Origin of the sequence: Nocardiopsis sp. MG754419, from assembly GCF_018207095.1 — a bacterium.
In the GTDB taxonomy this organism is placed as follows: Bacteria; Actinomycetota; Actinomycetes; order Streptosporangiales; family Streptosporangiaceae; genus Nocardiopsis.
Genome location: NZ_QOCZ01000026.1, coordinates 24,236 through 50,079 on the forward strand (window position 1 = coordinate 24,236; position 25,844 = coordinate 50,079).

Annotated in this window: 23 protein-coding genes and 1 pseudogene; 6 read left to right on the forward strand and 18 right to left on the reverse strand. The window is 66.5% G+C overall.

The window, feature by feature from the left end; translation table 11 throughout:
• Positions 1-54 precede the first annotated feature (54 nt).
• From DSY14_RS07875 to DSY14_RS07920, 10 genes are all read right to left on the reverse strand, one after another.
• The gene (locus DSY14_RS07875; protein WP_211715811.1) at positions 55-561 is read right to left on the reverse strand and encodes a flavin reductase family protein; all 507 of its coding nucleotides are present in this window, start codon (positions 559-561) and stop codon (positions 55-57) included.
• 108 nt (positions 562-669) lie between these two features.
• A complete protein-coding gene (locus DSY14_RS07880) occupies positions 670-2,025 on the reverse strand; it encodes an FAD-binding oxidoreductase (RefSeq protein WP_211715812.1) in 1,356 nt (451 codons plus the stop codon).
• A complete protein-coding gene (locus DSY14_RS07885; protein ID WP_249187499.1) occupies positions 2,022-2,381 on the reverse strand; it encodes a hypothetical protein in 360 nt (119 codons plus the stop codon). Before DSY14_RS07885 ends, DSY14_RS07880 begins: the two co-directional genes overlap by 4 nt.
• On the reverse strand, positions 2,378-3,679 hold the full coding sequence (locus DSY14_RS07890) for an ATP-grasp domain-containing protein (protein ID WP_211715813.1): 1,302 nt from the start codon (positions 3,677-3,679) through the stop codon (positions 2,378-2,380). Before DSY14_RS07890 ends, DSY14_RS07885 begins: the two co-directional genes overlap by 4 nt.
• Complete coding sequence (locus DSY14_RS07895; protein WP_307851160.1) at positions 3,676-4,818, reverse strand: FAD-binding oxidoreductase; 1,143 nt, start codon at positions 4,816-4,818, stop codon at positions 3,676-3,678. Before DSY14_RS07895 ends, DSY14_RS07890 begins: the two co-directional genes overlap by 4 nt.
• A 1-nt stretch (position 4,819) precedes the next feature.
• On the reverse strand, positions 4,820-6,358 hold the full coding sequence (locus DSY14_RS07900) for a class I tRNA ligase family protein (RefSeq protein ID WP_211715814.1): 1,539 nt from the start codon (positions 6,356-6,358) through the stop codon (positions 4,820-4,822).
• On the reverse strand, positions 6,355-6,726 hold the full coding sequence (locus DSY14_RS07905; RefSeq protein ID WP_249187500.1) for a cupin domain-containing protein: 372 nt from the start codon (positions 6,724-6,726) through the stop codon (positions 6,355-6,357). The genes DSY14_RS07900 and DSY14_RS07905 overlap by 4 nt, the downstream gene beginning before the upstream one ends.
• Positions 6,727-6,731: 5 nt before the next feature.
• On the reverse strand, positions 6,732-8,018 hold the full coding sequence (locus DSY14_RS07910) for a SidA/IucD/PvdA family monooxygenase (RefSeq protein ID WP_211715816.1): 1,287 nt from the start codon (positions 8,016-8,018) through the stop codon (positions 6,732-6,734).
• Positions 8,019-8,210: 192 nt separating this feature from the next.
• A complete protein-coding gene (locus DSY14_RS07915; RefSeq protein WP_211715817.1) occupies positions 8,211-9,458 on the reverse strand; it encodes an acyl-CoA dehydrogenase family protein in 1,248 nt (415 codons plus the stop codon).
• A gap of 150 nt (positions 9,459-9,608) precedes the next feature.
• Complete coding sequence (locus DSY14_RS07920; RefSeq protein ID WP_211715818.1) at positions 9,609-10,442, reverse strand: isocitrate lyase/phosphoenolpyruvate mutase family protein; 834 nt, start codon at positions 10,440-10,442, stop codon at positions 9,609-9,611.
• Positions 10,443-11,158: 716 nt separating this feature from the next.
• On the opposite strand from DSY14_RS07920, the pseudogene DSY14_RS28655 reads away from it, so the two are divergent.
• Positions 11,159-11,275 (forward strand): annotated as a pseudogene (locus tag DSY14_RS28655) (IS5/IS1182 family transposase); the annotation flags it as partial.
• A gap of 103 nt (positions 11,276-11,378) precedes the next feature.
• Here DSY14_RS28655 and DSY14_RS29420 read toward each other — a convergent pair.
• The 3 genes from DSY14_RS29420 to DSY14_RS07935 form a co-directional block, all read right to left on the reverse strand.
• Positions 11,379-12,014, reverse strand: coding sequence for a DUF4352 domain-containing protein (locus DSY14_RS29420; protein WP_211715819.1), 636 nt, complete (start codon positions 12,012-12,014; stop codon positions 11,379-11,381).
• A gap of 116 nt (positions 12,015-12,130) precedes the next feature.
• Entirely contained in the window at positions 12,131-12,469 is a 339-nt protein-coding gene (locus DSY14_RS07930) for a transposase (RefSeq protein ID WP_211715820.1), read from the reverse strand.
• Between the two features lie 572 nt (positions 12,470-13,041).
• Complete coding sequence (locus DSY14_RS07935; RefSeq protein ID WP_211715821.1) at positions 13,042-14,769, reverse strand: hypothetical protein; 1,728 nt, start codon at positions 14,767-14,769, stop codon at positions 13,042-13,044.
• A gap of 359 nt (positions 14,770-15,128) precedes the next feature.
• On the opposite strand from DSY14_RS07935, the gene DSY14_RS07940 reads away from it, so the two are divergent.
• From DSY14_RS07940 to DSY14_RS07950, 3 genes are all read left to right on the forward strand, one after another.
• Positions 15,129-15,674, forward strand: coding sequence for a hypothetical protein (locus DSY14_RS07940; protein ID WP_211715822.1), 546 nt, complete (start codon positions 15,129-15,131; stop codon positions 15,672-15,674).
• Positions 15,675-15,973: 299 nt separating this feature from the next.
• Positions 15,974-16,945, forward strand: a complete 972-nt coding sequence (locus DSY14_RS29425; RefSeq protein WP_211715823.1) for a helix-turn-helix domain-containing protein — start codon at positions 15,974-15,976, stop codon at positions 16,943-16,945.
• Positions 16,946-17,117: 172 nt separating this feature from the next.
• On the forward strand, positions 17,118-18,566 hold the full coding sequence (locus tag DSY14_RS07950; protein ID WP_211715824.1) for a hypothetical protein: 1,449 nt from the start codon (positions 17,118-17,120) through the stop codon (positions 18,564-18,566).
• A 323-nt stretch (positions 18,567-18,889) separates the two neighbouring features.
• Here the strand turns inward: DSY14_RS07950 and DSY14_RS07955 are convergent, their stop codons facing one another.
• Complete coding sequence (locus DSY14_RS07955) at positions 18,890-19,360, reverse strand: hypothetical protein (protein ID WP_211715825.1); 471 nt, start codon at positions 19,358-19,360, stop codon at positions 18,890-18,892.
• 1,299 nt (positions 19,361-20,659) lie between these two features.
• Between DSY14_RS07955 and DSY14_RS07960 the strand changes: the two genes are divergently transcribed.
• Positions 20,660-21,187 (forward strand): putative phosphothreonine lyase domain-containg protein, encoded by a 528-nt coding sequence (locus DSY14_RS07960; protein WP_211715826.1) that lies wholly within the window; start codon positions 20,660-20,662, stop codon positions 21,185-21,187.
• Positions 21,188-21,484: 297 nt separating this feature from the next.
• On the opposite strand, the gene DSY14_RS07965 is transcribed toward DSY14_RS07960, so the two are convergent.
• Entirely contained in the window at positions 21,485-22,288 is an 804-nt protein-coding gene (locus DSY14_RS07965; protein ID WP_249187501.1) for an SDR family oxidoreductase, read from the reverse strand.
• A gap of 97 nt (positions 22,289-22,385) precedes the next feature.
• Between DSY14_RS07965 and DSY14_RS07970 the strand changes: the two genes are divergently transcribed.
• Positions 22,386-23,180: a helix-turn-helix transcriptional regulator gene (locus DSY14_RS07970; protein ID WP_249187502.1), complete on the forward strand. Its 795-nt coding sequence runs from the start codon at positions 22,386-22,388 to the stop codon at positions 23,178-23,180.
• 14 nt (positions 23,181-23,194) lie between these two features.
• Here DSY14_RS07970 and DSY14_RS07975 read toward each other — a convergent pair whose 3' ends face one another.
• The 3 genes from DSY14_RS07975 to DSY14_RS07985 form a co-directional block, all read right to left on the reverse strand.
• Complete coding sequence (locus DSY14_RS07975) at positions 23,195-24,019, reverse strand: transposase family protein (RefSeq protein WP_211715827.1); 825 nt, start codon at positions 24,017-24,019, stop codon at positions 23,195-23,197.
• Positions 24,020-24,024: 5 nt separating this feature from the next.
• Complete coding sequence (locus DSY14_RS07980) at positions 24,025-24,285, reverse strand: hypothetical protein (RefSeq protein WP_211715828.1); 261 nt, start codon at positions 24,283-24,285, stop codon at positions 24,025-24,027.
• Between the two features lie 458 nt (positions 24,286-24,743).
• On the reverse strand, positions 24,744-25,148 hold the full coding sequence (locus tag DSY14_RS07985) for an RHS repeat-associated core domain-containing protein (RefSeq protein WP_211715834.1): 405 nt from the start codon (positions 25,146-25,148) through the stop codon (positions 24,744-24,746).
• Between the last annotated feature and the right edge of the window lie 696 nt (positions 25,149-25,844).

Here is a 25,844-nt window from a genome sequence, read left to right on the forward strand (position 1 = left end):
TCTTCGGCATCTGCACCTTGCCGGGCTTGTCACTGGTGCCGTGGTCGAGTGCGGTTAGCGCGGTACCACGCCGGCACCGTCCAGCGAACGGTAGCGGCCGTGCAGGAAGACCAGGGCCGGGCCGTATCGGCGTTCGTCCACCGCGACGACCTCACCGATGGCGATGGTGTGGTCGCCCGCGTCGAAGCTGTCCCATAGGACGCACTCCAGCCAGCTCGCCGAGTCCAGCACCAGAGCACCGGTGTTCGCCCCCGGCGAGGCGGCCAGAGTGTCCATCGCTCGGGAACGCGATGCCCGGTCCCGTGCCAACGCCCCGGCGACATCCCGGGCTCGGCTGTCCAGGATCGAGACGGCCCACTTCTTGGTGGCCAACAGGTCGGCCAGGAACGCCGAGTCCAGCCGCAGACACAGCGACACCAGCGGTGGGTCGAGCGAGACCGAGGTCAGGGAGTTGACCGTGACCGCGTCGTGGTGTCGACCGTCGGCCTGGTCGCTGTAGGTCGTCGCTACGCACACGCCGGTGGCGAAGTTGCGCATGACCCCACGTAGGTCGGGTGACATGCCGGTCGCTCCTTTCGATATCGGCACCTTCGGGCCCAACGGCGCCGCTTCCGGGGCAGAGCGTCCCGCAGGAATGTGGAGGGGTGACCCTGGGAGCGCGGCCACAGGTCAGATCGCCTGGGCGAAGGAGAAGATCCGGTCAGGGTCGTAGCGGCGTTTGACCTGGGCGAGCCGCTGCGCGTTGGGTCCGTGATAGGCGGTACGCCAGTCGTCCAGATCCGGGTCGCTGAAGTTGAGGTAGGAGGCGTCGGTGGCGAACTCCCCCATGTTCCGGTACAGGGCGTCCAACCACTCCAGGTTGTCCCGTTCGACACTCGGCGACTCGTCCGGCCGCCACGACGTGTCCATCGAGATGAGGAACAGCGCCTCCCGGTGGGGGAAGGCCGTCTCCTCGACAGGGACGTCGTTGATCACCCCACCCCAGGTGAACAGGGCCACCCCGGCACCGTCCGGGTTGGCGCTGCCCGGCCACTTGTCGAGAGCGGACACGATGGTGCGCAACCCTTCCTCGGGCAGGGGGCCTGGGGTGCACCGGGTCCGCACGGCGAACGCGCCGCCTGCGGTCGTATGGTGGAGGTAGTCTGCGGCCTCCCAGTAGGTACGGTCTTCGATGTCCGCCCGAGTCGCCGGGGCCACGGACAGCGCTGGGGCCAGCATTTCCCGCAGCTCGTGCGCCGGTCCCAGGTGCTGCCCGATGACCGAGACCACGTCGTCTCCGTCCCTTGACCGGCTGATCCCGATGCGCGCGGAGAACTCGTTGGGCGCGCGGTGCATGACCTCCTGCATGACGGCCAGCACCTCGATCGCGTGCGGCCGCTCCCACAACACCAGGCAGGTGGAGGTGGCCGGCACCGGCCGCGCCTGGAAGGTGAAGGATGTGTTCACCCCGAAGTTGCCGCCCCCTCCACCCCTGCACGCCCAGAAAAGATCGGAGTTCTCGGTCTCACTGCACGTCAGGGTCCTACCGTCGGCGAGTACGACGTCGGTGGACACGAGGGCGTCGCAGGTGAGCCCCGCCGCTCGGGACACGACGGAGACGCCGCCGCCGAGCACGAGCCCACCGATGCCGACGTCATGCGAGTTGCCCAGGGGAAGGGTCATTTCGTGCGCTCGCAGCGCGCTGTAGAGCTTGCGCATCCGGGTACCACCGCCGACCGTGACCAGGGCCGTCGACGGGTCCACGTGCACGCCGTCGATGCCACTCAGATCGAGCACCAGGCCGCTGTTGACGGAGCCGCCGGCGTAGCCATGACCTCCGCCCCTGGCCACGACCGGTACACCGCAGTCTCTGGACCACGCTATCGCTCTGCCCACGTCGGCGGGCCCTGTCACGGAGAGCACTGCGGCAGGGGTCACGTCTCGGTAGCGCTCATTGAAGGGTGTGCTGCGCGCGCGGAAACCGGTGTCGCCGGGAAGTCGCAGCCGACCGTCGACGAGACCGCGCAGTCGGTTCCACCGCGTCATGTCCGAGCTCCCGTCTGCGTTGAGGAGAACGAAGGCGTCGCGACCTCTTCCAGGTAGGAGACCCCACTGTCGGCGTTCTCGCCATAGCGCTCCCACTGTTCCCGGAGCACGAGGAGTCCGTCGGGCCGAGGCTGGGGCACGTTCACGGTGTACCCGGAGATCACCTCCCCGGAGTCCAGCACCATGGTGTAGGCGAGTCGCAGCGTGCCGTCGGCCGCGCACGTCCCGTTGACCGTGCCGCGCCGTACTTTGCCACCGGTGAAGTCCGCCCAGACCAGGTCGCCGTCCTGGCGGTAGCGTGAGAGGACGCCGTCGTTCGCGCCCACCTTCTGGAACAGCCTGCCCTCGTAGTTCATGATGCGTCCACGTCCAGCAACCCGGTCGGCATCTCCAGAACGGAGCCCGGAGATTTCCGGGCGATCTCGTCGGCGTCCACGACGATCATGGCGCTCGCCGTGGTCAGGCGCTCCTCGCAGGTGGTGACGTCGTCGGCCTGGCACACCACGAAGGAGTGGCGGGCGATGTAGCCGCCCGGAGGCAGCCGCAGTGTGGTCCCGGGGGCGACCATGGCGGACACCGTGACCAGTCCGGGCGCATCCTCGGGTACGTGCACGGCGCGGACCAGGCAGTCGTGGTCGGGGTAGCCGAAGCGGATACCGACCACGCCCGCTCTGAGCCGGGCGGTGTCGGGCCGCTGTCCCAGGGCAACGTCCACCATGACCTCGCCGGGGTCGATACCCGTGGCGATCATTCCGAGGAACGGAATCAGGTCGCCCCCGACCCGGCCGTTGATCTCAATGATCAACGGGCCGCGTTCGGTGAGCCGGACCTCCGCGTGGGTGATGCCGTCCTCGATACCGAGTACTCGGTGTGCCTCGGCCAAGGTGTCGAGCAGCTCTCGGTCCTTCAGTAGGGGATCGTGGGCGTGGACCACGTGCCCGGTCTCCTCGAAGTAGGGGTGGCTGCCGGTGCGCTTGCGAGCGATGAACATCGGCAGGCACTCCCCCTTGTGCAGCGCGCTGTCGATGCTGATCTCGGGGCCGACCGCGTACTCCTCGACGATGGCGCCGCCGCGGAAAGGCTCGTCGCCCACCAGGCTGGCGTCGGAGGCGACCTGAAAGGCCTCCACCAGTTCGCGTTCGTCGCGGGCCAGGACGACGCCCATGCTCGCGCCGAGCGCCCGGGGCTTGACGACGACCGGGTAGCCGATGCGCTCGGCGGCGCTCCGGGCCTCGCTCAGGTCGGCCGCCATGGCGAAGCCGGGTTGCAACAGCCCTCCCGCGGTCAGCCGGGTGCGCGCACTGTACTTGTCGCGGCAGCCCCGCACCCCGGGGATACTCAATCCGGGCACTCCGAACTCCGCTGCGAGTTCAGCGGCGGGCATCACCAAAGGCTCGTCCCAGCAGAGGATTCCGACGACGGTGTACCGTGAGGCGATCCCCCGGGCGGTCCGGCCCAGGAGGTCGTGGTCGAACACGTTGACCACGGTGATCTCGTCGAAGTACTCGTGCTGCCAGGTCGGCTGAAGGTTGTTGATCAGCACCAGCCGGTGCCCCGCAGCGTGGGCTCGCGCCGCGGCGGACCGGACGAGGTACTCGCGGTAGAGCTTGAGTCCGCTGCCGATCACCAGAAGCACACTCTGGGAATCGTTCATCTCGGGTTCCTTCCTGTCGTTGTGAGGGGTGGCTGCGACCTGCTCAGCGCACCGACGATGTGGTCTGCGACGAAGGGCGCGGTGCGGAATCCGTCGCCGCCGCTGGCGGCGCGCGCCCAGACGGCGGGGCCCACCTGCGCGAGATGTGCGCCCGCAGTGTGGGTGTCGACTGCGTAGTGACAGCGCTTCACCGCGACGACCGTGTACCGGTCCATGTCCGTCAAGGGCTGTGCCGCCAGGATCCGCGCGCTCCACACGTGCTCGTCTTCGTCGTCCTCGTCATCCACACCGGACACCTGCCGGCAGGCCGTGCTGCTGCTGACTTTCACGAGGGTGCCGTCTCCGGAGGGCAGCATCCAGGCGTCGCCTCGGGTACCGATCCGGCCGGCACTGGGAGCGGTGTCCCACCAGCGCGCCACCTCATCGGGGGCGCGGAGATAGACCATGGTCTGCCGGTACGTCACGGTCGGCGTGTCCACGAGAGCACTGGACCACGGCCCGCAGGCGACGAGGACCAGGTCTCCCTCTTCGACGGTGTCGTCGGCCAGGGTGACCCGGCCCGAGTCGGCGTCGACCGAGGACACCGGGCACCAAGGTCGTAGCCGCACGGCGGGGTGACGGCGCAGCCACCCGGCCGCCGCCCACAGCACCCGGTCGGCCAGCAGCACTCCTGCGTGGGGTTCCCGCAGGACGGCACCGCCTTCAGGAAAACGAAGATGGGGGTACGCGTCCGGTGCGACCACCTCGACAGGTAGTCCGGCGTCGGCCCCGACGGCGACGGCCGCCGCGGCCTTTGCCGCCGGCCATCCGGTCAGCACGCCGACCCGGCGGTAGAACCCGGCGCGCGGCGCAGACCCGCACAGGAGGTGCTCCAATTCCAGCCAGCGGTGGTGGGTCTCCGCCAGCCGCCGGGTGGCCTCCGGGTCGGTGGGGTTCACTGTTCGCAGAGCCCGGTGCTGGTCGAAGGAGGTCGATCCCGGGTCAGGGACGGCGCCCCGTTCCAGCACGGTCACCTGGTGTCCGGCGAGCGCGCATCGGACGGCGGAGACCAGTCCGGTGACGCCGGCACCGACGATGACCACCTTTTGGCCCTGGTCCTGACCCTGGAGCGGAGGTCGGGAGAGCGTGCCGACGTTCACCTCATCCCGCCCATCCGGTCAGGCGAGGCAGGACCCTCGGGACGACCGACATGGTCTCTCCACCCGCTCCGATGCGCGTGTCCGGCAGCGCCTTCTCGGCCAGATCGATGAGAAGGGGCGCGGCGCACCGGAGTACCGTGTCCACCTCATGGCAGTAGTCGCCCTCCTGCCCCGGTTTCACGGGCCACAGCGCGAGTCGGCTCAGTTGGTCGGTGAGGGTGTCCGCCGCCCGGGTGAGGCTGAAGTATTCCAGCTCGTAGCACGCGGCGAACCGCTCGGCGATCCGTGCGGCGGCGGCGCGCGACCGCTCGGACACGGGCAAGGGCCCGCTGCCGATGAGCCGGTCCACCTTGTCGGCGATCCGGTTCCAGGGGGCGACCAGACGCGAGGATGTCACCCGCGCCAGCGCACTCCGGCTGAAGTCGGTTCGCTGGTTCTCCGGGCTGGTCGCGGCCAGGTGGAAACGGACCAGATCGCGAGGAACCTCGGCGACCAGGTCGTGCCCCCACACCACGTGTCCGCGGCTGGTGGAGAACTTGGCGTTGTCCAGCTCGTAGAACTCGTTGGTGACGAACTCCTCGGGGAGCAGATATCGCCCGTCCGTGGCCAGCAGCATCGCCAGCGCCGCGATGGCGAAGGGGTAGGTGTTGTCGAAGCCGAGGAAGTACACCACCTTCGTGTCCGCCCCGGTGAGTAACAGCCCGTCGTCGGCGGCCTGTGTCCCACCTCGCTCGGACGCGAGCAGACCGCAGTAAAGGCTCCATGCCGCGGGTTCGGCGTTCGGGTTGATCCTCTGGCCAGGGACTTCCGGGAACGGTGCCGGGATGCCCCATGAAGTCGGGTAGGTGACCGGGTAGTCCGGGAGCGGCCGGGACAGCATCTGCCCGATCGTCTGAGCCATATGCGGGCGCATCGCCGAGCCGAATTCCGCGAAGTGCTCACGAATGCGCTCGCGGTAGCGCTCCAACGGCAGCACGAGCACGCTCGCCTCGCGCAGCTCCACGGGTTCCTCGGGATCCAGCGTCGATTTCGGGTCGATCAGGTCCCCCGCCGAGATCGGGTGGCCGCAGCTCTCGCAGAGCCCGGCGCACCCCTCGGTGAGACAGAGCGGACAACCGCCTTTGGCGAACCCGTCCACGAGGTACTCGCCGGTCGCCGGGGAGTACGGGAAGGTCATCGTTCGTAACTCGAACTTGCCTGCTGCGTGGAGCCGCCCCATGAATTCCAGGACCGTGGTGACGAACCGGTCCTCGTCGCCGGTGTAGCCGTCGACGTCCACGCCGACGCTGGTCAAGGTCGAGCTGATCTGTTCCCCCGACTGCGCGACGAGCCGCTCGGGCGGGATCCCGAGCCGATGCGCGGTGGTCACCACGTAGGTCGAGGTGTCCTGGAAACCCGTGGCCAGGAGGGCGTCGCGGCCGGTGGACCGCAGGTAGCGGGCGTGGACGTCGGAGGCGAGAAACGGCCCGGCGATGTGCCCGAGGTGCAGGTCGCCGTTGGCGGTGGGCGCCGGAGAGATGATGAGCGTCGTCCTGCTCATGCGGACCGTCCCTGGTGCTTGGTGACGAACTCCGTGGTCATCTCGGTGTCCCACCAGATGCCGTAGTACTCGAAGTCCTCCGGGCCCTGGTTGACGACCTTGTGCATACAGCCCGGGGGGAGATGCGCGATGTCGCCGGCGGCGAAATCGTGGCGTACGCCGTCCACGTCCAGTTCGGCGCTGCCTGCCACGGCGATGAAGATCTCGTACTCGTGGTGGGAGTGCGGAGTGGACTCGTCGCCGGAGCGCAGGATGCACCAGGCGCCCTCGAAGGGGGCGTTGAGAGCGGGCCACGGCTTCAGGCGTTGGGAGTCCAGGCCGTACACCCGGGTGAGGTCGTCACGCCGCAGGTTGCGGATCTCCACCATGCGTCTCACACCTCCGTTCCGACGTCGACGGTCTCGCGGCGGTGCAGCAGGTCGGCGGTGATGTCCTCGGACCGATGGGCCAGCACACTGATCAAAGAGTCCGCGATGCCGTGTGTCTGCTCGTTGACACCCTGCAGATAGACCGCACCCCAGGCGGAGTCGCCGAGGTCGACGCGGTAACGCCGACTGACGTTGAGGGCGTCGAGCCCCACGCGGTCGGCAAGATCGCGCACCAGTGCGGGCATCCGTGAGTCGAAGCCGGTGCCGAGGAACACCATGTCGCAGCGGAGCGGGGCGACCTTGTCGCTCTTGCGGTCGCGCAGATCGAGTACGACCTCGTCGCCGTCCATGCGGGCGCTGACGACATCCACCAGAGGCGTCACCGTGGATCGCTTCTGCCCCAGCATCTTCTGCTGGTAGATCATGGAGTAGAGCTCGTCGAGGAAAGGCGGCGCCAACCCCGCGTAGTTGGTCTGGTGCATCTCCTCCAGGACCTGGGTCCGCGCTTCGGGCAACATCGTGTAGAACTCGTCGATGAAGGAGGAGTAGAAGAGTTCGTTGCCGAACTTGCTCGTCTGGTAGTCCTGCAGGCCGATGGAGCGCATGATCAGCGTCGGCGCGGAGTCCGGAGCATCCTTGTGCAGCGCCATGAACATCTCGGCGGCGCTCTGCGCTCCGCCGACGACCACTGGCCGCTTGGGTCGCTCGGTCTCCGGCAACGCGGCGATCCGATCGGAGTACTGGGTGCTGTGCACGACCCGCTCCGCGGGCAGACCACGGAAGGCCTCGGGAACGTGCGCGTCGCGGCCCGCGCCGACGACCAGGTCGCGGCACTCGATGGTGTCACCGCCGAACAAGGTGACGGTCCACCCGATGATGGAACCGTCCTCACCATGGCGCGGGGCGATGCGCTCGGCGCGGGCGTTGTAGCGGATCCGGACGTGGTCGAGGCTATCGGCGACCCACTGCTGGTAAGCGGACACCTCCCACCGGTAGGGGTTGAAGGTGGACAGGTTGACGAAGTCGTCCAGCTTCCCCTGTTCGTGCAGGAAGTTCAGGAAGGAGAACCGACTCCGGGGATTGCGCATGGTGACGAGGTCCTTGAGGAAGGACACCTGACTGCGCGCCCAGGGAAGCAGCAGGTTGCGCTGCCATTTGATGTCCGGGTGCTGCTCCAGGAGCAGGGTGCTCTCGGCCAGTTGGTCGAAACCGGATTCCTCGATCGCTACCGCGAGCGCCAGGTTCGATGGCCCGGCGCCGATCATCAGAACCTCAACGTGCTGTTCGGTCACAGTGTCACCTGACTCTTGGGAGGGTGCGTTGGCAGAGATGCTGGGGCCGTTCGGCCCCAGCGGCCGATAACGGCCGCGGACTCGGTCCCGGTGTGCACGGGGCCGTGAAGAACAGGACCGGGGGAGGAAAGAGGGCAGGGCTGAGTGTGGGTCCGGAGCATCGGAGCAAGCGCTGCGGCGGACCTGGCGGGGTCAATCCTTCTTGGCGGGACCGGTTATGCCGAGCGAGAGCGCGAACGAGGGCTTACCGCCCAGCAGATAGGCACCGGCGGACTGGAGGATGCGGTCTTGGGCGACGACGTGTTGGCACATCGTGTTGACGTCCCGCAACCATCGGTCCATGGGGGAACGCTGGTAGATCGAACCGGTCTGCAGCAGGTCGTACAGCCTCGATACGATCGACCGCGCGGTCTGGAAGGCGTGCCGACGGGAAAGCGGGAGGGCCGCCCGCTCGTTCGGAGTGAGGGCCTCAAGGGCCTTTCCCGCGCTGAGCACTTCGTGTTGTCTGCGCAGGGCGGCGTAGACCCCGTGTCGGGTGGCGGCGAAGTCCGCTTCGCAATCGGCGATGGTGACCTGGGTTCGGTAATCGTCGGCCATGGCGCCGGAGACAGGGCTCACGCGGGTCGAGGCGATGCCCCGGACATGGTCCAGCGCGGCGCGGGCGACGCCGAGCGCCACTCCGGGCATATTGCGCATATGCACCTCGGGCTGCGCGAGCGGGCCTTCTCCGTTGCGCACGGTGTCGAAGGTGACGATTCGGCCCGTGGGGACGAACACGTCGGTGATCGCGTAGTCGCAACTACCACTGCCCGCGAGGCCGGTGGTGTGCCAGGTGTCGATCACCTCGACGTCTGAGCGCGGGACGAAGAACAGCTTGGAGTCGTGCGGGTCACCGTCGGGGCCGGGCTCGGGCTTTCCGTCACGGTAGACGAACGCCCCGGAGATCACCCAGTCGGCGTGCGTGATGCCGCTGCCGAACTGCCAGCGACCCGTCAATCGGTACCCGCCGGGAACCAGTTCCGCGCGCCCGGTCGGGAACAGCAGGCCTGCGGTGCTCATGTCCAGACTGGCGAACATGTCCTTGGCGACCGACTCCGCCAGGAACTGAGCGTACAATCCGGAGTCCGAGCCGATCATGGCGCACCAACCGGCCCCGGCGTCTCCATAGGAGAGCGCCTCGATGACCTCGGTCTGTTCCATGGAATCGAGTTCGGGGCCGCCCCAGGCGCGGCTGAACCCCATGCGGAACACCCCGGTGCTCCGCAGTGCCTCCACGACATCGGCGGGCAACCGTCGTTCGTGCTCGATCTCGACCGCTCGCTCACGGAGCATCGGCGCGACGGCCTTGGCGCGGGCCAGGATCTCCGCGGCGGTAGAGGCGGGAACCCCCTCCAGAGCACTCTTTCCGGCCGGGTTCGGCTGGACTCGTATGGTCGTCATTCGCTTGTATCTCCTCGGCTGAGCTGATGTGTCCGATTCAACTCAATGAGGCGATTGAACGAAAGGAATGACCGAGACGGACAATCAATCGCGATTAACGATACGAATGGTCACGCCGACCGCACTCGGCGTGACCGCTCGAACTCCGGATCAGGAGGAGAAATAACCGTTCAAGGTACCGAAATCGAGTGCCTGGTCGAGTTCGCCGTAGGTCCCCTTGGACAGCACCTCGACAGCGGCGCGCTCGGCGAGAGCGTAGGCCGACTGAGCCACTGCGGTACCCAAGCTCACCCGGCGCACCCCGGCGGCCTCGAACTCGGCGACGGTCGGCGCGCCGGGGCCCGCCATGACGTTGACGGGCAAGGGGGTGGACGCGACCAGCGATGTCAGGACGTCCAGGTCGACCAATCCGGGAACGAACAGACTGTCGGCGCCGGCCTCGGCGTACGCTGAGGCGCGAGCGACCACATCGTCGAGCCGCCCGTGAGCCTCGCCGATACCGAACAGGAAGACGTCAGTGCGCACGTTGATCACGAGATCGGCGAGCCCGGCCCGCTCGGCCGCGGTACGCGCCGCACGCAGTCGCTCCGCCTGCTCCTGCGCAGTGAACAAGGGGCCACCGGGTGCGTGTGAGTCCTCGATGTTCACACCCACGGCTCCGGCCGCTACGACGGCCTCGATGGTCGTGGCCACGTCCCCAGGAGCATGGCCGTAACCCCCCTCGACGTCCGCGGTGACCGGAACGTCCACCGCGCCTGCGATCCGCCGGACCTGCTCGACCATTTCTCCTCTGGTCAGGATCTGACCGTCGGGGCGGCCGAGCGACCAGGCGACCCCGCCACTCGTCGTGGCGATCGCCTTGGCACCGGCCGCCGCGATCGCGGCGGCGCTGGCGGCGTCCCACGCGTTGGGCAGGACGAGGACGCCGTTGCCGTGTAGTTGCCTCAGAGATTTCGCTTTGTCCTGCTGGGTGTTCGCGACCACGTAGCATTTCCTCCACACTGCGATAAGCGGAGACTGATTCCCACTGGGAGAGCAGAACCGTAGCAGTGTTCGCGAACGACCGAAGCTGTTTGGCCAGGTTCGGTCGAAAGGCAGGACGGCCGCTTTCATTCTGATTATCGGAGCCGGAGAACCAGGCCCCCTCAGGTGATCACCCCCGCTCACCAGATGCGCACAGCCGGGCCTACTCAGGGTCGACCTGGCCACCGGACGAACAGGTGCGGTAACCAGCTGTGTGCTCCACTCGTGCTCGGCGGTTCCGACCCTGGACGTCGGCTCGTGGCACGGCGTGGATCAGTGCGTCGGGAGGATGCGCATTATGCGGAACATAGAGGCGCGAAGTGTCGGTTTCATCGGGTTACCGCAGGTTCTCATCCTGCTGAATACACCAAAATAATCCCTCGTCATAGAGCCACTTGGCCTCAGCTCAAAAGATTCCAAGAACCGATGGGACCAAGGTGAGGCCGAAGCGGGACCATGCCCTCCACTCGCAGCGCAGCCATGCCCGCCCTGACGGGCTCGCTCCGAACCGCGCAAAGTCGGCCGAGAAGTTCGACCCGTGGGTCTCACCTACTAGGAACGGCGGCACCGCATAGACCCGGAACTCACCCCACATCCAGCGACACCTGTTCCTCACGAATGACGGGAGGCGATCCCGCACACGCCTCGCAGTCTCCCCCACACCCGGTACAAGACAGGAGCGGGCGATCGACCTGCTCAAGCAGAACCGGGCGGTCGCGACCCGTTATGACAAGCGGGCCGCGGTCTTCGACGGGGCCGTGCAGGTGGCCTCGATCAGGAGCTGGCTTAGCGATCTCACCCGATCAAAAAACAGTGCCTCGACCTTCACCTCGGGCAACACGGAGAATGACACGCTCCGACCCCCTCTGAGACGGGTCGGAGCGTCCGCGTGTGGGCCTACTCGGTGATCTCGATGGCCGCGGTCTGTCCCGTGTCGCTCCACGTGGCGGTCAGCAAGCCGATGCCGAGTCCGGCGCCGGTCTCCATCTCGAAGGGGATGCGCACCTGCGCGGTGCCACCGGGGTTAACGTCGGTGTAGAGGACGTCGTCATCGTCCAAGGCCATCGCGGCATCGCTGTGGTAGGCGAACCGACTGCCGTCCGTGTCAGTGATCTCAGAGTTGTCGATCTCCGGCGTCTGCGGAGCGCTGGAGGCGTTGACGAGCTCCACGTCGAGGATGACGAACTCCCACCCGTCCGAAGCGACGGCGTTGGAGTAGGAGCCGGACACCGACGCGGCGCGCTCAATACCGGTGATGGTGATGTCCCAGATGCCGTCGGTGGCCGACTCCGACATCGGCACGGCCTCGGGAAGCTCCTCCGCAGAGACCTCGTGGGGGTTGTCCTCGTAGTCCTCCATTGCCTCCATGTCCCCGGAAACGTCAGCAGTATCGAACTCGTCCGCGGTGTCCTCGAAAGCGGCCTGGATGCTGGCAGAGATGTAAGCCTGATTGCCTACCCATCCGAGACCGAAGCCGACGACGAGCGCCGCGACAGCGCTGACTACGCTGGCGATCCATCCGGTCTTGTTCACTGGGTTCTCCTTACTGGGGGCCGGGCAAGGAGCGGGGGCTGGCGGCCGGCAAATGGTCGGGCAAAGAACATTACCCCGGTCTTCGGACACCTCGGGGAGGTTTCAGGGGGATCGTCCTACATTCTTTTCAAACCGATTGTGGACTGCTCTGTCGTGGTGTTCGTGGTGCCAGCGTGTTCTGGTGGCGTGCCCTCCAGCGTCCGTGGGGCGCCGGAGTCAGACACATGAGCATGAGGAGGTGTGATGCTTTCGGTAGGCACGACCGCTCCGCCGTGTGTGAGGTCCACAGCCCAGGTCGTCTCGTGGCAAAGGCCCAGGACATCGGCGATCAGGGTGAAAAGGTCGGGCTCGTCATTGGCCACCCGGCGAGACATCAGGTGTCTGCCCTGCGCGTCGATCACCACGCAATGGAGATGCGTCTTGCCGATGTCCACCCCGGCCCACATGCGATCCATCGCTCCTCCGGCGCTCGTTTCCGTCGTGCCCGCAGACCACCTCGCCGGCAGGTCCTTACACAGCGATCTGTTCGCAAATCCCAATCCGCGGCCGAGTCGTCGCAGGATGCGAGGCGGCCAGTCGTAAGAAGCCATGGGCGGCAGACCACTGAAGGCCACACCTCCCACCCCTCGGACGGTCCAACCCTACGAACAGCTGAACCGAACCGATCACCAAGGTAAGGACCACTGACCAGGGCACACATTTCCCATCAACGATCCGGCGCACGATCCTGTTCCGTTGCTCCTCACGTCCCGACCCCGAGAGAAGGAATAGCGCGGCTCGATCATGGGCCGGATGTTCCTCAACCCCCGATATGTGCAGGGCGACCAAGTGCGCGTTGGCGGTGGCCGGGGTCCGTCCGGGTACGGTCTTGAGGTGGGGCGGTGGTCACGGGCAGCAAAGGCGCACGTGCGCCTCGGCGAGCGGATCGCCCCCGGCCGGGGCGGCGTCGGCCGGCCAGGCCAGGAAGCGACACACAAGAGGCGTGGGTGCGGCGGGTGGGCTCATTCAGCGGCGCCGGATCGACGGTTCATTCCACGGTAGTGGGAAGTCCGAACATCACTGTCTCCGCGGGGCGGATCGAAGGTGTCTGAGCGAAGACGTCCCCGGTGGGCAGCGATGTGTGGCTGAGGAAGGCGGCCGCTCCCTGCTCCAACTGGTTCGCGCCCAAAGGGCCGAGAATGATGCTGCCGTCTCGGGCGTCAATCGCGGACACGACCCACTCCCCGTCAGTCTTGGTGCCACCATAGAGGAACCCCTCGCGCACGGCCTGCCGGTTGTTGGAAGCCAGGGCGACACTCTCCCCCGGCTGCCACGCATCGGATCCGTCGCTGATGTGGATCGCATTTCTGTCACGCAGGACGAAGACCCCGCCGAACACCTGGGGGACGCCGGAGTGCTGGGTGTCGCCGATCACGATCGACAGGCCACTGTCGGCGTCAGGGGCCTCACGGCGCCAGAGTTGTTCCCCGGCCGGGTCGAAATCGACCAGCGTGGTAGCCCCCCACTTCCGGGCGTAGGGAGAGCTGTAGGTGTCGATCTCCACCACGGTGGCTGTTTCATCGACGATGACGTTGTACACCGCGTGCGCATCACCGTCGGCGTTCGCGCGTGGGGCGGGCAGCGTCGCCTCATGGATGAGGCGTGCGTCCACCGAATCGTAGACGGCAATGGCCGGCCCCCTGGTCAGGACGAGCCGACCGGCTCCCAGCACGGCCTGCTCGGTGGGAGTGTCAGCAGAAAGAGACAGCACACCCCTGGGTTCCACCAGCGTCACGTCTGCCAGAGGGGTCGAGTCGACGTCGAAGGTACCCGCGGTGCGACCGTCAGCGATGTCCAGAAGGCTCCAGGCGGTGTCGAAGACCGCGACGCGGTCGGGGGTGGAGAGGTCGACATCGATGTTCGTCAAGCCCGTGGCGCACCAGAGCCGATCTCCGGTCTGCATGTCGACGGCGAGCAGGGCATCGCGCGAAAGACCGAGTCGGCCTCGGCCCTGATCATGGTTGAGGCGGACGAGCAGTGTCTCGCCGAGGGCGTGCACGCGGTCGCCATGGATCCTTCGCTCACCATCGTCGCCCGTCCTGCCGAACGCCTCGTCGATCCCTGCCTCCAGCGTCCACTGCACCTGGCCGCCGGCGGCGTCATAGACACCGAGACCGTCCACATCCACCATCACCACCGAGGTGGAGTTGCCGGTGGCGACTTCGCCCCAGTGCGGCACCCACCAGGCGGCCTTTCCGAAGGCCGCGTTGCCCTCGAACTCCTCGGCCGCGTCCAGCATCGGCGAGTCCTCGTGCCCGGCATCCCGCTGGTCCAGCGGGCGTGCGTCCGGCCAGGTGTCGTCGGCGCCCTGCTGCACGGTGGGTCGCGGGCACAGAGTGGCTCCGGCTGCCGGGGACCAGTACCAGGGCGACAGTACTCCGGCGAAGACCGCCGTGGCCGTCGCGGCGGCCGCGACGCGGGCGGTAATTCTTCCCACGCGATCTGGACTCTCGTTCACCAACCTGCTCCAAGTCGGCACCCGTGCGAGGATGTCGGCCGCGATGAGCGCGATGACGCCGAAGGCGGGCGGGGCGGGCCAGACGGCCCAGGCCGCGGCGGCGAAAAGCACGATCTCTCCGATGACCAGCAGGGGTCCTGGCACACGGATGAGGGATGAGCCGTCGCGGCGGGGCACTTGGCAGGCGATCAGGGCCAGTAGGGCGGCCGCTGCGGCCCCGGTTGCGATGAGCGAGACCGCACCGAGCGTCCTGACCACCACCGCAAGGCTCGCGAGCAGCGCCGCAGCGTGGAGAAGGGACCGGCCAGCGCGCGCGAGCGTCCATGTCCTGACAGATGGTGGCGGGGGATCGGGGGGCATATAGGGATTTTCCCTTGGCGCGGTTGCCTGCCGTTGGTGGTCGGGGCGTGAGGAACAACGGAACAGGATCGTGCGCTAAGCGTGGGTTTTCGTTCCGATGTTCCTCAACCCCCGAAGCGCAGTAGCTCAGCTACCTGACGCCCTGGCCGTTGCCCCCTGCCGGCTTATCTGGTCCGATCCCACCTACGCCTGGATGCCCAGACCGTCCCTGCCGGATGAGACACTCAGCCCTCATCCCCCGGACGAGAGGACGGCCCGTGCCCGCCGTTGACGAACTCATCGACCTGCTGTTCCCCGACGGTCCTCCGGAGCCGGCCGGACCGCCGCCCGCCCTGCCGATGCCCTCGGACCTGCGCGAGTTCTTCACCCGGATCGGTCACGACGCCGTGGAGGTGGATAACCGGTTCGGCTTCAGTATCAACCAGGGGCTCCCGGAGTACTCCGCGGGACGCCGCGAGAACCTCAGGCAGGTGTACAAGACTGACGTCATCGCGATCCGGGGCGGCCACGAACAGAGCCGGCCCGGTGTCGGCAAGGCCGAGGGGGACTGGGACGTCGTCATCGATGACCTGCTGCTCCTGGGGTCGGACGACAACGGCAACGACCTTTATCTGGAGGCTGTCGGCGACCCCGATGGTTGGGCGCTGGTCGCCGACGGCTGTCGGAGCTCCGTCTGGGCCCGCCACACCGTGACCGCCACCGACTACCTCTACGGCCTGCTGTCAGGCTCTCTCCGGTGCCCGGTCTTCACCCTGGACGACTGGCCCCGGTCCCGCTTCGACGTCGTCGTCCGCCACCGCTGAGCGGGGACGAGGAGGATTTCTACGGGATCTGGCGGTAGCGCTGTGACCTGCCCGCCCCCGCAACCGATGGTTGCGGGGGCTTTCTTGTGCCCACTTGGCGAGACGCATCGTCTCTCCAAGGCCGCTGACTGGGGGTCGAGGCACATCGGAAACGAAACCCTACGCTTAGCGCACGATCCTGTTCCGATGTTCCTCAACCCCCTGACCGCCACAGAACAGAACCGCACGAACCCCCATCAGATGGATACGAATTTCCGAAATGACCGCTGGCGAGCAACAACCCCTAGAAGGAGGTCCCGGTGACCGAGGCCGTGTTCCACACACGGGACATCCCCCCGGCCGAGCGGCTTGGGTACTGGCAGGAGTGCGTGGCCAGGACCCACGCCCCGCTGGTGCTCAGCAGCGACGAGCCCCACACCTTCCAGGCCTACCAGAAGCTTCTCGACCTGGACGGGGTCCTGCTCTGGCCCAGCATCTTCCGGCCCGTGGTCTTCACCAGAACCCGGCCCCTCATCCGGGGCTCGGACCCGGAGAACCTCCACCTGACCCTCATCTTCCGCGGGCGCCTGGAAGGCGACTTCGGTCGCACGTCGGTCGATGCCGGGACGAACGAGATCAGCGTCATCGACTCCTCCACACCGTTCTCCATCCGTGCGAGCCGCGGACACGTGGAACAGCACGGAATCGGACTGGAGATCCCCAGGTCCCGGCTGACGCTCCCCGAGAAGTTCATGGGCCGGATCGCTGGAGCGAAGTTCTCAGCCGCCTCCGGATACGGATCGCTGACCAAGAACTTCCTGCGCACCCTGGTGAACGACCCGACCGGCCGCGGCCCCGGTGACGCCGACCGCCTCTCCACGGTCCTGTGCGACCTGCTGTCCGGCATGTTCGCCCAAGCGCTGGAGACCGAGGGCCTGCTGCCACCGGAGACGCGCAGACAGACGCTCCTGATCAGGGTCAAGCGCTTCATCGACGACCGGCTGGGCGATCCTGACCTGGACCCCTCCATGGTGGCCACCGCCCACCACATCTCGGTCCGGTACCTGCAACGGATCTTCCAGGAAGAGGGCGACACCGCTTCCACATGGATACGCAAGCGCCGACTGGCGCATGCCCGCCACGACCTCGGCGACGAGGCCTTGGCGCATGTCCCCGTCTACCTGATCGCGAAGAAGTGGGGGTTCTCCGGCGCCGCGGTGTTCAGTCGGACGTTCCGCGACTTCTACGGCGTCTCCCCGAAGGAGGTGCGTCCAGGACGCGCTGACGAGTGAACCCGCGCACCAGTCCGGGATGCCGCTAGTGTATTCCTTGACCTGGTGCGCACGGCTTCTTGACCTTCATCGACATGGCCTCTGGAGATGCTTAGCGTCGGCAGGGACCGCTGTTCCTCTCCCCGGTAGGCGCCCGCCTGCCCAACGCTTCCCGGAAAAGGACACTTACCGTATGTCCACCCCAGAACACACCAGCGGCACATCCCCCAAGCACAGACGCCGATGGTGGATCATCGGGTCGGCCGGAACGGCTCTGGTCGTGATCGCCGCCGGTGGGCTGATCTGGTGGAACATTGACTCCCCCGACCACCGCACCACCAGCGCCCTGGACGAGCACCCCCTCGCCCAGACGGCTTCGCAGCAGGGCTGGGAGTGGACCCCGCCGGAAGGTAAAAAGGTGGTCGGGGTTATGCCCATCCCCTCCGGGGTGGCCGTGCAACTCTACGACGGCGTCATCGCCCTGGACGGGGTGACCGGTGAACCCACCTGGCACTACCGACGCCAAGAACCGTCGCTCAGGGCCGCCTTCACCACCGAGGACACCGCGCACATCGCACTGACCTTCGGCAAGAAACAGGCCGACAGTCGTCGCCCGAACGATCCTCGCATAGAGGATCTGCTGTTGTTGGATACCTCAACCGGTCGGATCGTCGCGGAACAGGAGATCGAAGAGGTCGGACGAGAAAGGTCGAAGTACAACCCGGTAGAGGGGGCTGAGGGGGCGCGCCAGGCCCTGTCCGCCGCTGGAATCCACCATCTCACGGACGACGCCCGCATCGAATTCCGTGCGGGGTTCACCGCGCGATCCCTCACCTTCCGTGCGGGGTTCACCGCGCGATCCCTCACCGACGGCACGACCCTATGGCAGAACGACACCGTCTTCCCTTGGAGCGACGAGGACGACTCGATCTCGGACGCCTACTTGGGACAGACCGCGGTGGTGGGGAACACGATCTTCGCCGGCCGCTCCACCGTGAGCAGCAGAAGCGGCCTAATCTGGGACTACGAACTCATCGCCATGAACGCCGACACCGGTGAACTCCGTTGGGAACAGTCCTGGCCCATCGGCGACGGCCGGTACAGCACAGACCCCACCTTCACTCTCGGGCCGAACACCCTCGCCCTGCGCCTCTACATCGAGGAGCAAGGCAGGGTCATGGATCTGGAAACCGGCGAGGAACTCAGCACCGACCCCTGGCCCGAAGAGGGCGGCCTGCTCGCGCTGACCGAAGACGGATACGTCGCGGCCGACCAGAGCTTCGACGACCGGGGCATGTACTACCACGACCACGACGGAGAACTCCGCCACCGTCTGGACCCGGACGGTGTGAACCTCGAAGGCAACCACACCCTGGCCCTGCCCACCACCGAATCCTTCATCGCCCTGGGACCCGACCCCGACGACACAGACGACGCCGGCCGCGGACTGCTCACGGTCGACGACTGGGAAACCGGAGAACGCACCGCCTCCCTGCCCGTGGACTGGACACCAAGAGGAAACAAAAGGCTGACCACCTCGATCGTGTGGTCGGCCGAAACCACCCCGTTCCTCCGGCAGGCCCCCGGCGCCATCATCGCCCTGGACCGCATCACCGGACAGGTCAGCGCGTTCACCCCTTGATCCCTCTCTCACGGCCGGGCCCATCATCGGGTACGAGCTCAGCTCCTTGGACTGCCTCGTTCGTTGAGGTCGGTATGGCGCGTCTCGGATCGAGGAAGCCGCACCCCACCCCGAGTTCGCGCAGGAACCTCACCGCCAAGATGGGCCGGTGACATCTCTGGCACGCCGCCGGCCCACAAACTCAGCGAGCACTCCACCCCGGTCCAGATCCGCCGCTGACCAACCGCCCCCGCAACCGATGGTTGCGGGGGCTTTCTTGTGTCCACTCAGCGCGACGGGGGCGAGGAACGTCGGAACAGGAATGCGCGGTAAGGATCCCCGGCTCAAGCGCTCTGGCCCTCCCGCGGCGCCTGGGCGATGACCAGAGCGCAGCGGTTCAGCACCGTCAGCAACACGTCTTGGGCCACCTCTCCCCCTGGTCCATCGGGGGTGTTGGCGGTCTGCCACAGTGCCGCGGTCATCTCGGTGTCCCGGTTGGCCAGCGCGGCGAAGACCCGGTGACCGAGCGCGGTGCCCGGGCCGATGTTCTCCAGCTCCCAGACATGGCCGGTGCGCGGTTCACGGTCCGCGCACGCCGCCATGCCCACGGGCATCGGCACCATCAGCTCGGCGCCGGCCACCCACCCCGACATCACCCCGACCATGTTGGGGGTTTGCCCCAACGCGGCGTGCAGCACGGTCATCCGGCACAGCGCCTCGGCGTCCCCATGAATCTCCTGAACCGCCGCCCACAACAGGTGAGCGGCGATCTCACCGTCATCCTCAGCATCCCACGCATCGTAGTCGTGGGCCACGCGTTCACCTCCTATGTCAGCTTTTGGGACACTAACCCGCCATGTGCTACCCCACACATGCCTGCTCATGCGGCCGGCGCCCATCGCGTGATGAGACAGACGTTATCGGGCAGCCCAGGACCACGGGCGAGTGATGAGGGGAGTGAAGCACGCCTCGAGGATCAGCCGCGCGTGCTCAAGCACGTCGCGAAGACGGGTGATCGCGGCCCCTTGCCGGCCGTCCTCGGTGGAGATTTGGGAGTCCGACAGGAACGGGGGTGAGGCTCCCGACCGTGGTGTACCTGTCGGCTCCTGGAGCTCGCCGAAGCCGACGTCGCCCCTGCGTTCCAGGCTCTGCGCAGGGTCAGGTACGGCAGTACCTCGCCACCATCGGCGACCACAGTAGCGCGGGTGGGTATTGCAGGTTGAAGTCATGGGCGATGACAACACCGTTGACGTGCATTAACCGTGCGAATTCGAATTCGATTCTGCTCCGAGGGCACCGCCGGATTGCGTCTGATCGCGCCTGACGGTGCGCGTCTTCCTCCTGCTGTCGACGTTGTTCCTTCAATGTGTTGTTCTCTGGCGATTCGGGTGATTTAGCCCTCGCCGGCCCCCAACGTTGCGCCTCCCGGGACACGTATCGTCTTCACCTCTGAACACCTCGGATAGAAGATCCCACGGGGTGGCCACGACCCACTGGAGCAGCACCTCGGTGGTGACGACCAACGCCCGAAGCGCCGCCCCAGAAGGCTGTACGGCCCACCTCGACCCAAGGGGGCGCCCGCACGTGGCGAGCAGGCCGATGGTGGACGGACAACGGAGCCCAAGGAGCGACTGGGGAAACCTCGGGCCCCGCCCGCGTATTATTACAACACATTCCGAACCATCTGAAAAGAACAGATCCGTGCACACCCGAGGCGGCCGCGGCACAAATATGAAAAAAACCATCTCTGACCATCACAAAGAAAAACGAAACCGGCGTGAGGACGTGCGTCTCCTGCCGGGTTCGCTGCGCATTTGGGTACTAAAGTCCCTAGGTTCTGCGCCGCGCAGTGGGAAGATTTTCCCTGGAGCGCGTTGTGCTCCGGTCCACGCGAGATCCGCCCCTGCCCGGGACCGGGTCGAGGGGCTCGCACCACCGGTCGGGTGAGCTCTGACGGGCACGCACACCGTGGTCGTCGCAGCCCCCTGCCAGGAGGCCGTTATGCGCCTGGGCTTAGACCGAGCGGCCGCTCTACGCCCGCATCGCTTCCTCGGGGGTTCTCCATCCGCGATGCTGACGCCTCAACCCTGTAACGAACGAGAGAGATCCTGCCGATGGACCCCTGGCGCTACGCCGTGAACCTGGCCGCGAGCGAGACCGAGCGCAAGGAAGTGGCGGCACTGGTCAACGCCGGGTTCACCGGCAAGTGGATGCCCTTCATCGCCACCGGCCACATCAAGCAGATGTGGGCGGACCTGGTGGGGGCCACTGAGGAGGGTCGTTTGGGCTGGAAGGCCATGGTCGCCGCCGACCCCGCGGCCGGTAAGGACGTGGCGGTGTGCGTCCACACCAAGGACTGGCGGGGCCAGGACGACGTGGCCCGTGTCCTGGTCGAGTTGCGGGCGCTGGGCATCGACCAGCGCCTGTCCTACCAAGAAGAGACGGCCACCAGGATCCTGCTCCAGGGCAAGGGACCCTCGCTGTACGTGGCCGGCCCCGGCAAGGACGACTTCACCCAGCGCCGCGAGGCCTGCACCACCCAAGAGCGGCACATCCACTCCGGATCCTCTGGGCCCGAGGTTGAGCGCACCGTGGCGGAGCTCTTCGCGCGTTCTGAGCCCTACGGGCCCTTCCACACCTGACCCACAAGGGGGCGAACAAGGTAAGCCCGAAAGGGGCATCGCCGGCCCTGTACCCACGCTTAGCGCACGATCCTGTTCCGATGTTCCTCAACCCCCGCAGTCAGGGCCTGTAGCGAGACGCAGCGTCTCGTGAGGTGGGCATGAGAAGCCCCCGCAACCATCGGTTGCGGGGGCTTCATCGTGTGCGGGGCAGGTCGTGGCGCTACCGCTAGATCCTGTAGTAATCCGCCTTGACCCCATAGAGGCCTGTGCCGCGGAGGCCATCCCCCGACCTGGCGACCCTTTCCCGTCAGGGCATCAGATGATCTGCTCGGTCGGGAGGATGGTGATCTCGGTCAGGTTGACGTGCTGGGGAAGCGCGGCCATGAAGGCGACCGTCTCCGCGACGTCCGCAGACGAAAGGACATCAATCTGCTCGATCAGGTCGGCCATGAGCTTGCTCGCCGCCGGATCGGTGACGTGATCGGGCAGCTCGGTGTCGACCATGCCCGGCTCGATCGTCGCCACCCGGATCTTCTTGCGGCCCAGCTCGGTGCGGAGCAGCTTGGAGAGCTGGGTGACGTAGGCCTTGGTCGCCGAGTAGACCTGGAAGCCCTCCAAGATCCGCACGGCGGCGATCGACGAGGTCATGATGAGGTCGGCACTGCGGCCGTCTGCCGCGGCCGACTCCAGGGACGGGACGAAGGCCTGAACGGTGTTCATGACTCCCTTGATGTTGAGGTCGATCTGGGCGTCCCAGTCCGCTGCGACCAGGTCGGTGATGCCGGAGATGAGCTGCACACCGGCGTTGGCGAAGACGAGGTCAACCCGGCCGAGCTCGCCGGTGACGCGGTCGGCGGTCGCCAGGACGGCGGTGCGGTCTGTGACGTCGGTCGGCAGGGCCAGGGCGGTTCCGCCGTCGGCGCGGATACGGTCCTCGACCTGGTCGAGCCGGTCGCCGCGGCGGGCCACCAGAGCCACCTTCGCGCCCAGTCCCGCGAAGCGCAGGGCGGTCGCCTCGCCGATGCCGCTGGAGGCGCCGGTCACCACGGCGACACGTCCGGCGAGCGGGGTCCCGGAGACGAGCTGGGCGGGGGCCTGGGTGTTCTGTGCTGTGTTCATGGCGAGCAGCATGCGACAGGTTCCGCCGGATCGGGGGGTAGCGATACGGCCCCCCACGGGCCAGGGGGTGCGCCGCGCCCCTCAGTAGGCTCGGGGTATGCCACGCAGTGAGTTGGGCGAGTTCCTCATGACCCGCCGTGCCAAGGTGACTCCGCAGGACGTCGGAATGCCCGCGGTGGGCAAGCGCCGTGTCCAGGGCCTGCGCCGCGACGAGGTCGCCGCTCTCGCCGAGGTGAGCGTCGACTACTACCGCCGTTTGGAACAGGGCAAGGAGACCCGCCCCTCGGAGGTGGTCCTGGCAGGTCTCTCCAAGGCGCTGCGGTTGACCGGGGCCGAGGAACGACACCTGTACGCACTCGCCGGGACGGCACACAGGCTCGGCCAAGAGGCTACGATCCAGCCGGTGCCGACCGAGCTGTTGGGCCTGATGGACTCCTGGAACGACTCCGGCGCCATCGTGCTGGACCCGGTACTCGACGTCCTAGCGCTGAACGACCGGGCCCAGGAGCTGTTCGCGGGTTTCAAGGAGACCGCGAACCTGCTGGAGATGGTCCTGCTGGACCCCGAGGGCCGCCGGTTCTTCGTCGACTGGGAGGCCTCCGCCGAGGCGACGGTGGCCAACCTGCGCGACAGCGCCGACTTCGCCGTCGCTCCCGCCCGGCTCCGGGAACTGCTCGACCGGCTGGAGGCTCAGAGCCCGGAGTTCCCCGGCCTGTGGGCGCGCCACGACGTGCGACCCAAGACCCACGAAACGAAGGTGCTGTGCCACCCCGACCGGGGCCTGCTGAGCATCGAATTCCACTCCTTCAACGTCGCCAGCGTGCCGGGGTACCAGCTCCTGATCTACCGGGATAAAGGGGTTGCGAAGGAAACAGGTGCCTTCCAACGCTGAAGGCCGCCCCCGGATCACGCCAGCCTCGCGTCCAGATCCTCAGGGAAGTAGGCCGACAGGTCGGCGCCCGTGGAGAAGCCCTTACGAGTTGGTGCGTGATAGCGGGTGAGGCATGGTGGACCCGCTCGTGGTGCTTGTCGGATGTTCGCGGTGCGGTCGGAGACCAGCCCGGCGATGGCGCGGTAGGTCGCCGGAAGGTTCTCCCTCCGATGGGTCCAGCGCATCAGTTGTTTCCAGCGTTTGTGGTCGGCCAAGGCGTTCTCGACGGTGATCCGATCTGAGGAATGCGCGTGGTGGGGGCACTTCCACCGCTCATGGAACTCGGGCAGAGCACTCTTGTTCGGCTTACGCGGCGGGGTGAGGGCCTGATGCGGGTGGTCGCGCCGCAGACCGAGGTACCCGTCGTCGAGCAGCACCTCCACATCGGGGAAATGCCTGAAGCAGGAGTCGATGCCCTCGGCGCGCACCACGGCGGCGTCGTGCATCCGCCCGGGGCGCATCGCATCGGTCCACAACGTGCGTCCTCGGTGGTCGGCCACCACGGTGGTCTTCATGGTGTTCTGCTTCTTCTTGCCCGAGACGAACGCCCGCCGACCGCCCCGGCCCGCTTGGGGCCTGCGCACCTGGACCTGGGTGGCGTCCAACCGCAATGCGATGCCTTCGGCCTGGGCGTAGGCGAACACGTCCTCCACGGTGCGCAGACGTATCCCTTGCCGGTCGGGGACCGCGCATCCGGGCTCGGCCAACAGCGTGCGGATCTGGCCCACGGCCCGTGTGACGGTGGAGCGGTCCACTCCGAACAGCAGGCCCAGCACTGCGTGCGGCAGGTCCTGACGCAAGTGAATCAGGGTGTGACCACCAGCCGATCGACGAAGACCAGGCGGTGTCGGGGACCCGCCCCTGTGGCCCGTTTCCTCGCCCCGCCCCGGGCTCGGTGCCGGTGGTCCTCGACCACCGTTGCCCAGGGGCGGGCCGGCTCCTCGACGAGCGCGGCCAGGTGATGCTGGGAGATGCCGGTGAACCAGGGATGGGCCAGGACCGCATGATTGAACTTGATCGCCACGACCAGAGCACGCCACGACTCTTCAGTGGTGCCACCCGCCATCACGCACCAACTCGTAAGAGACTCTCTATCTGTGCCGTGAACTGCGGTTCTTGGGTGTTCTGGGCGTAGTAGGAGGCCTCGTACTCGTCCGGTGGAACATGCCCGATCTCACCATGGAGCCGGGTGTTGTTGTACCAGTCCACCCACTCGGCAGTGGCGGTCTCGACCTCACCCGCCTTCTAAACAAGAATCGCAGACCATGGGTCTATATTCTTATCCAAATGAAGTTGCCAACAACATAAAACCAAGCCAATAAAACTACCATGAACAAAAAGAGATGTATTCGATACTCCACCTTGGTCATTGTAAACCGGTATTCTACCGTGTGCTTCCTTGCTCGCAGCAGATAGGCCGCAGACCAAAGAATTGTCAGCGCAATGGCCACTTTGAGCATCGGTCATTCCTCTCAGGCCGTGCGGAGAACTTATTTTTCCGCACGGCCAGTCTGGCAATTCAGACTAACAACTTTGCATGTCGTCAATAGAACCACCGACTCCGATCGCTGCTATAGCGACCAAGCCGACAATAGCCAGCCCCCATGGGCCGGCGGCATCCGTAGCCAAGGCTACAGGTGCACCCAAGCTGGCGACGCTGGAGGCAGTCCAGGCAAATCCAGCCATGGTTGCAAACATCCCAGCGATGCCCCAAGCACACGTATTTAGCCCAGTGGGGTCGGTGTTGTTGATGGGGTCACACCCCGCGCAGGTGTGGTTGTTCAGCTCTTGCCGGGAGGGGTCCGGCTGGGTGAACCCCAGGGTGAAGGTGTCCATGAAACGGTGGGACAAGTGCACGGTACCGTCCTGGAGCTGGTAGGCGCCCGTATAGCCGAACGGGTTCAGCTCCCGCGCATTGACCTTGACCAGAAGGCGAGACGCTCATGTTTTTATTTTAGGATTCATGTTTTTCCTATCTATTGCGCCCCTCTTTTCGCCTTCTTCGGAATTGGATGATTCCACCGGCAATGAATCCGGTTAATGCAATGCTCATGCAAGAAAAAATACGATATCTTCTCTAAGAATTGACCAGGCGAAACCGGCCACTGCGGCAAGAAGTCCAAAAAATACACTATACGTGTCAACACATGAACCCCCATGTGGACGCGGGGATGCGCCGCATTGATAAATTGCGCACCCCGCCGAGGCTAACAATAGTATCCTATTTTGAATGAGCTATAACCCGCTACAGCCGTAGCGCCAACGTAGGTCAGAATTGCAGCCGCCCCAAGTCCACCGGTCACCCTCGACCGCCAGGTCCGCTCCGTGCGTGTCACCGACCGCCTCGCCCCGCTCCAACAAGCGGCCCGGAACTACCGATCCCGGGGAGAGACAGCGGATCTGGCGGCCGAGATTGCCACCCTTCGCTCATCATGAGAACCACCGGCACCCCCTCCACCAGCCCCCGGTTCGCCCTCACCCGAGACCGCGTCCACGACGTCCTCACCGCCCTGTGCACCAAGGCCGGGCTAGGTACTGTTTTTTGAACGGGTCAGGTCACGGAGCCAGATCCGGATCGAGGCCACCTGCACGGTCCCGTCGAAGATCGCGGCCCGCTTGTCATAG

Excerpts from the sequence above, each read along its gene's own strand:
- DSY14_RS07875 (WP_211715811.1), bottom strand. The coding sequence starts at position 561 with ATGTCACCCGACCTACGTGGGGTCATGCGCAACTTCGCCACCGGCGTG.
- DSY14_RS07880 (WP_211715812.1), bottom strand. The coding sequence starts at position 2,025 with ATGACGCGGTGGAACCGACTGCGCGGTCTCGTCGACGGTCGGCTGCGA.
- DSY14_RS07885 (WP_249187499.1), bottom strand. The coding sequence starts at position 2,381 with ATGAACTACGAGGGCAGGCTGTTCCAGAAGGTGGGCGCGAACGACGGC.
- DSY14_RS07890 (WP_211715813.1), bottom strand. The coding sequence starts at position 3,679 with ATGAACGATTCCCAGAGTGTGCTTCTGGTGATCGGCAGCGGACTCAAG.
- DSY14_RS07900 (WP_211715814.1), bottom strand. The coding sequence starts at position 6,358 with ATGAGCAGGACGACGCTCATCATCTCTCCGGCGCCCACCGCCAACGGC.
- DSY14_RS07905 (WP_249187500.1), bottom strand. The coding sequence starts at position 6,726 with ATGGTGGAGATCCGCAACCTGCGGCGTGACGACCTCACCCGGGTGTAC.
- DSY14_RS07915 (WP_211715817.1), bottom strand. The coding sequence starts at position 9,458 with ATGACGACCATACGAGTCCAGCCGAACCCGGCCGGAAAGAGTGCTCTG.
- DSY14_RS07930 (WP_211715820.1), bottom strand. The coding sequence starts at position 12,469 with ATGGATCGCATGTGGGCCGGGGTGGACATCGGCAAGACGCATCTCCAT.
- DSY14_RS07950 (WP_211715824.1), top strand. The coding sequence starts at position 17,118 with ATGTCCACCCCAGAACACACCAGCGGCACATCCCCCAAGCACAGACGC.
- DSY14_RS07960 (WP_211715826.1), top strand. The coding sequence starts at position 20,660 with ATGGACCCCTGGCGCTACGCCGTGAACCTGGCCGCGAGCGAGACCGAG.
- DSY14_RS07965 (WP_249187501.1), bottom strand. The coding sequence starts at position 22,288 with ATGAACACAGCACAGAACACCCAGGCCCCCGCCCAGCTCGTCTCCGGG.
- DSY14_RS07970 (WP_249187502.1), top strand. The coding sequence starts at position 22,386 with ATGCCACGCAGTGAGTTGGGCGAGTTCCTCATGACCCGCCGTGCCAAG.
- DSY14_RS07980 (WP_211715828.1), bottom strand. The coding sequence starts at position 24,285 with ATGGCGGGTGGCACCACTGAAGAGTCGTGGCGTGCTCTGGTCGTGGCG.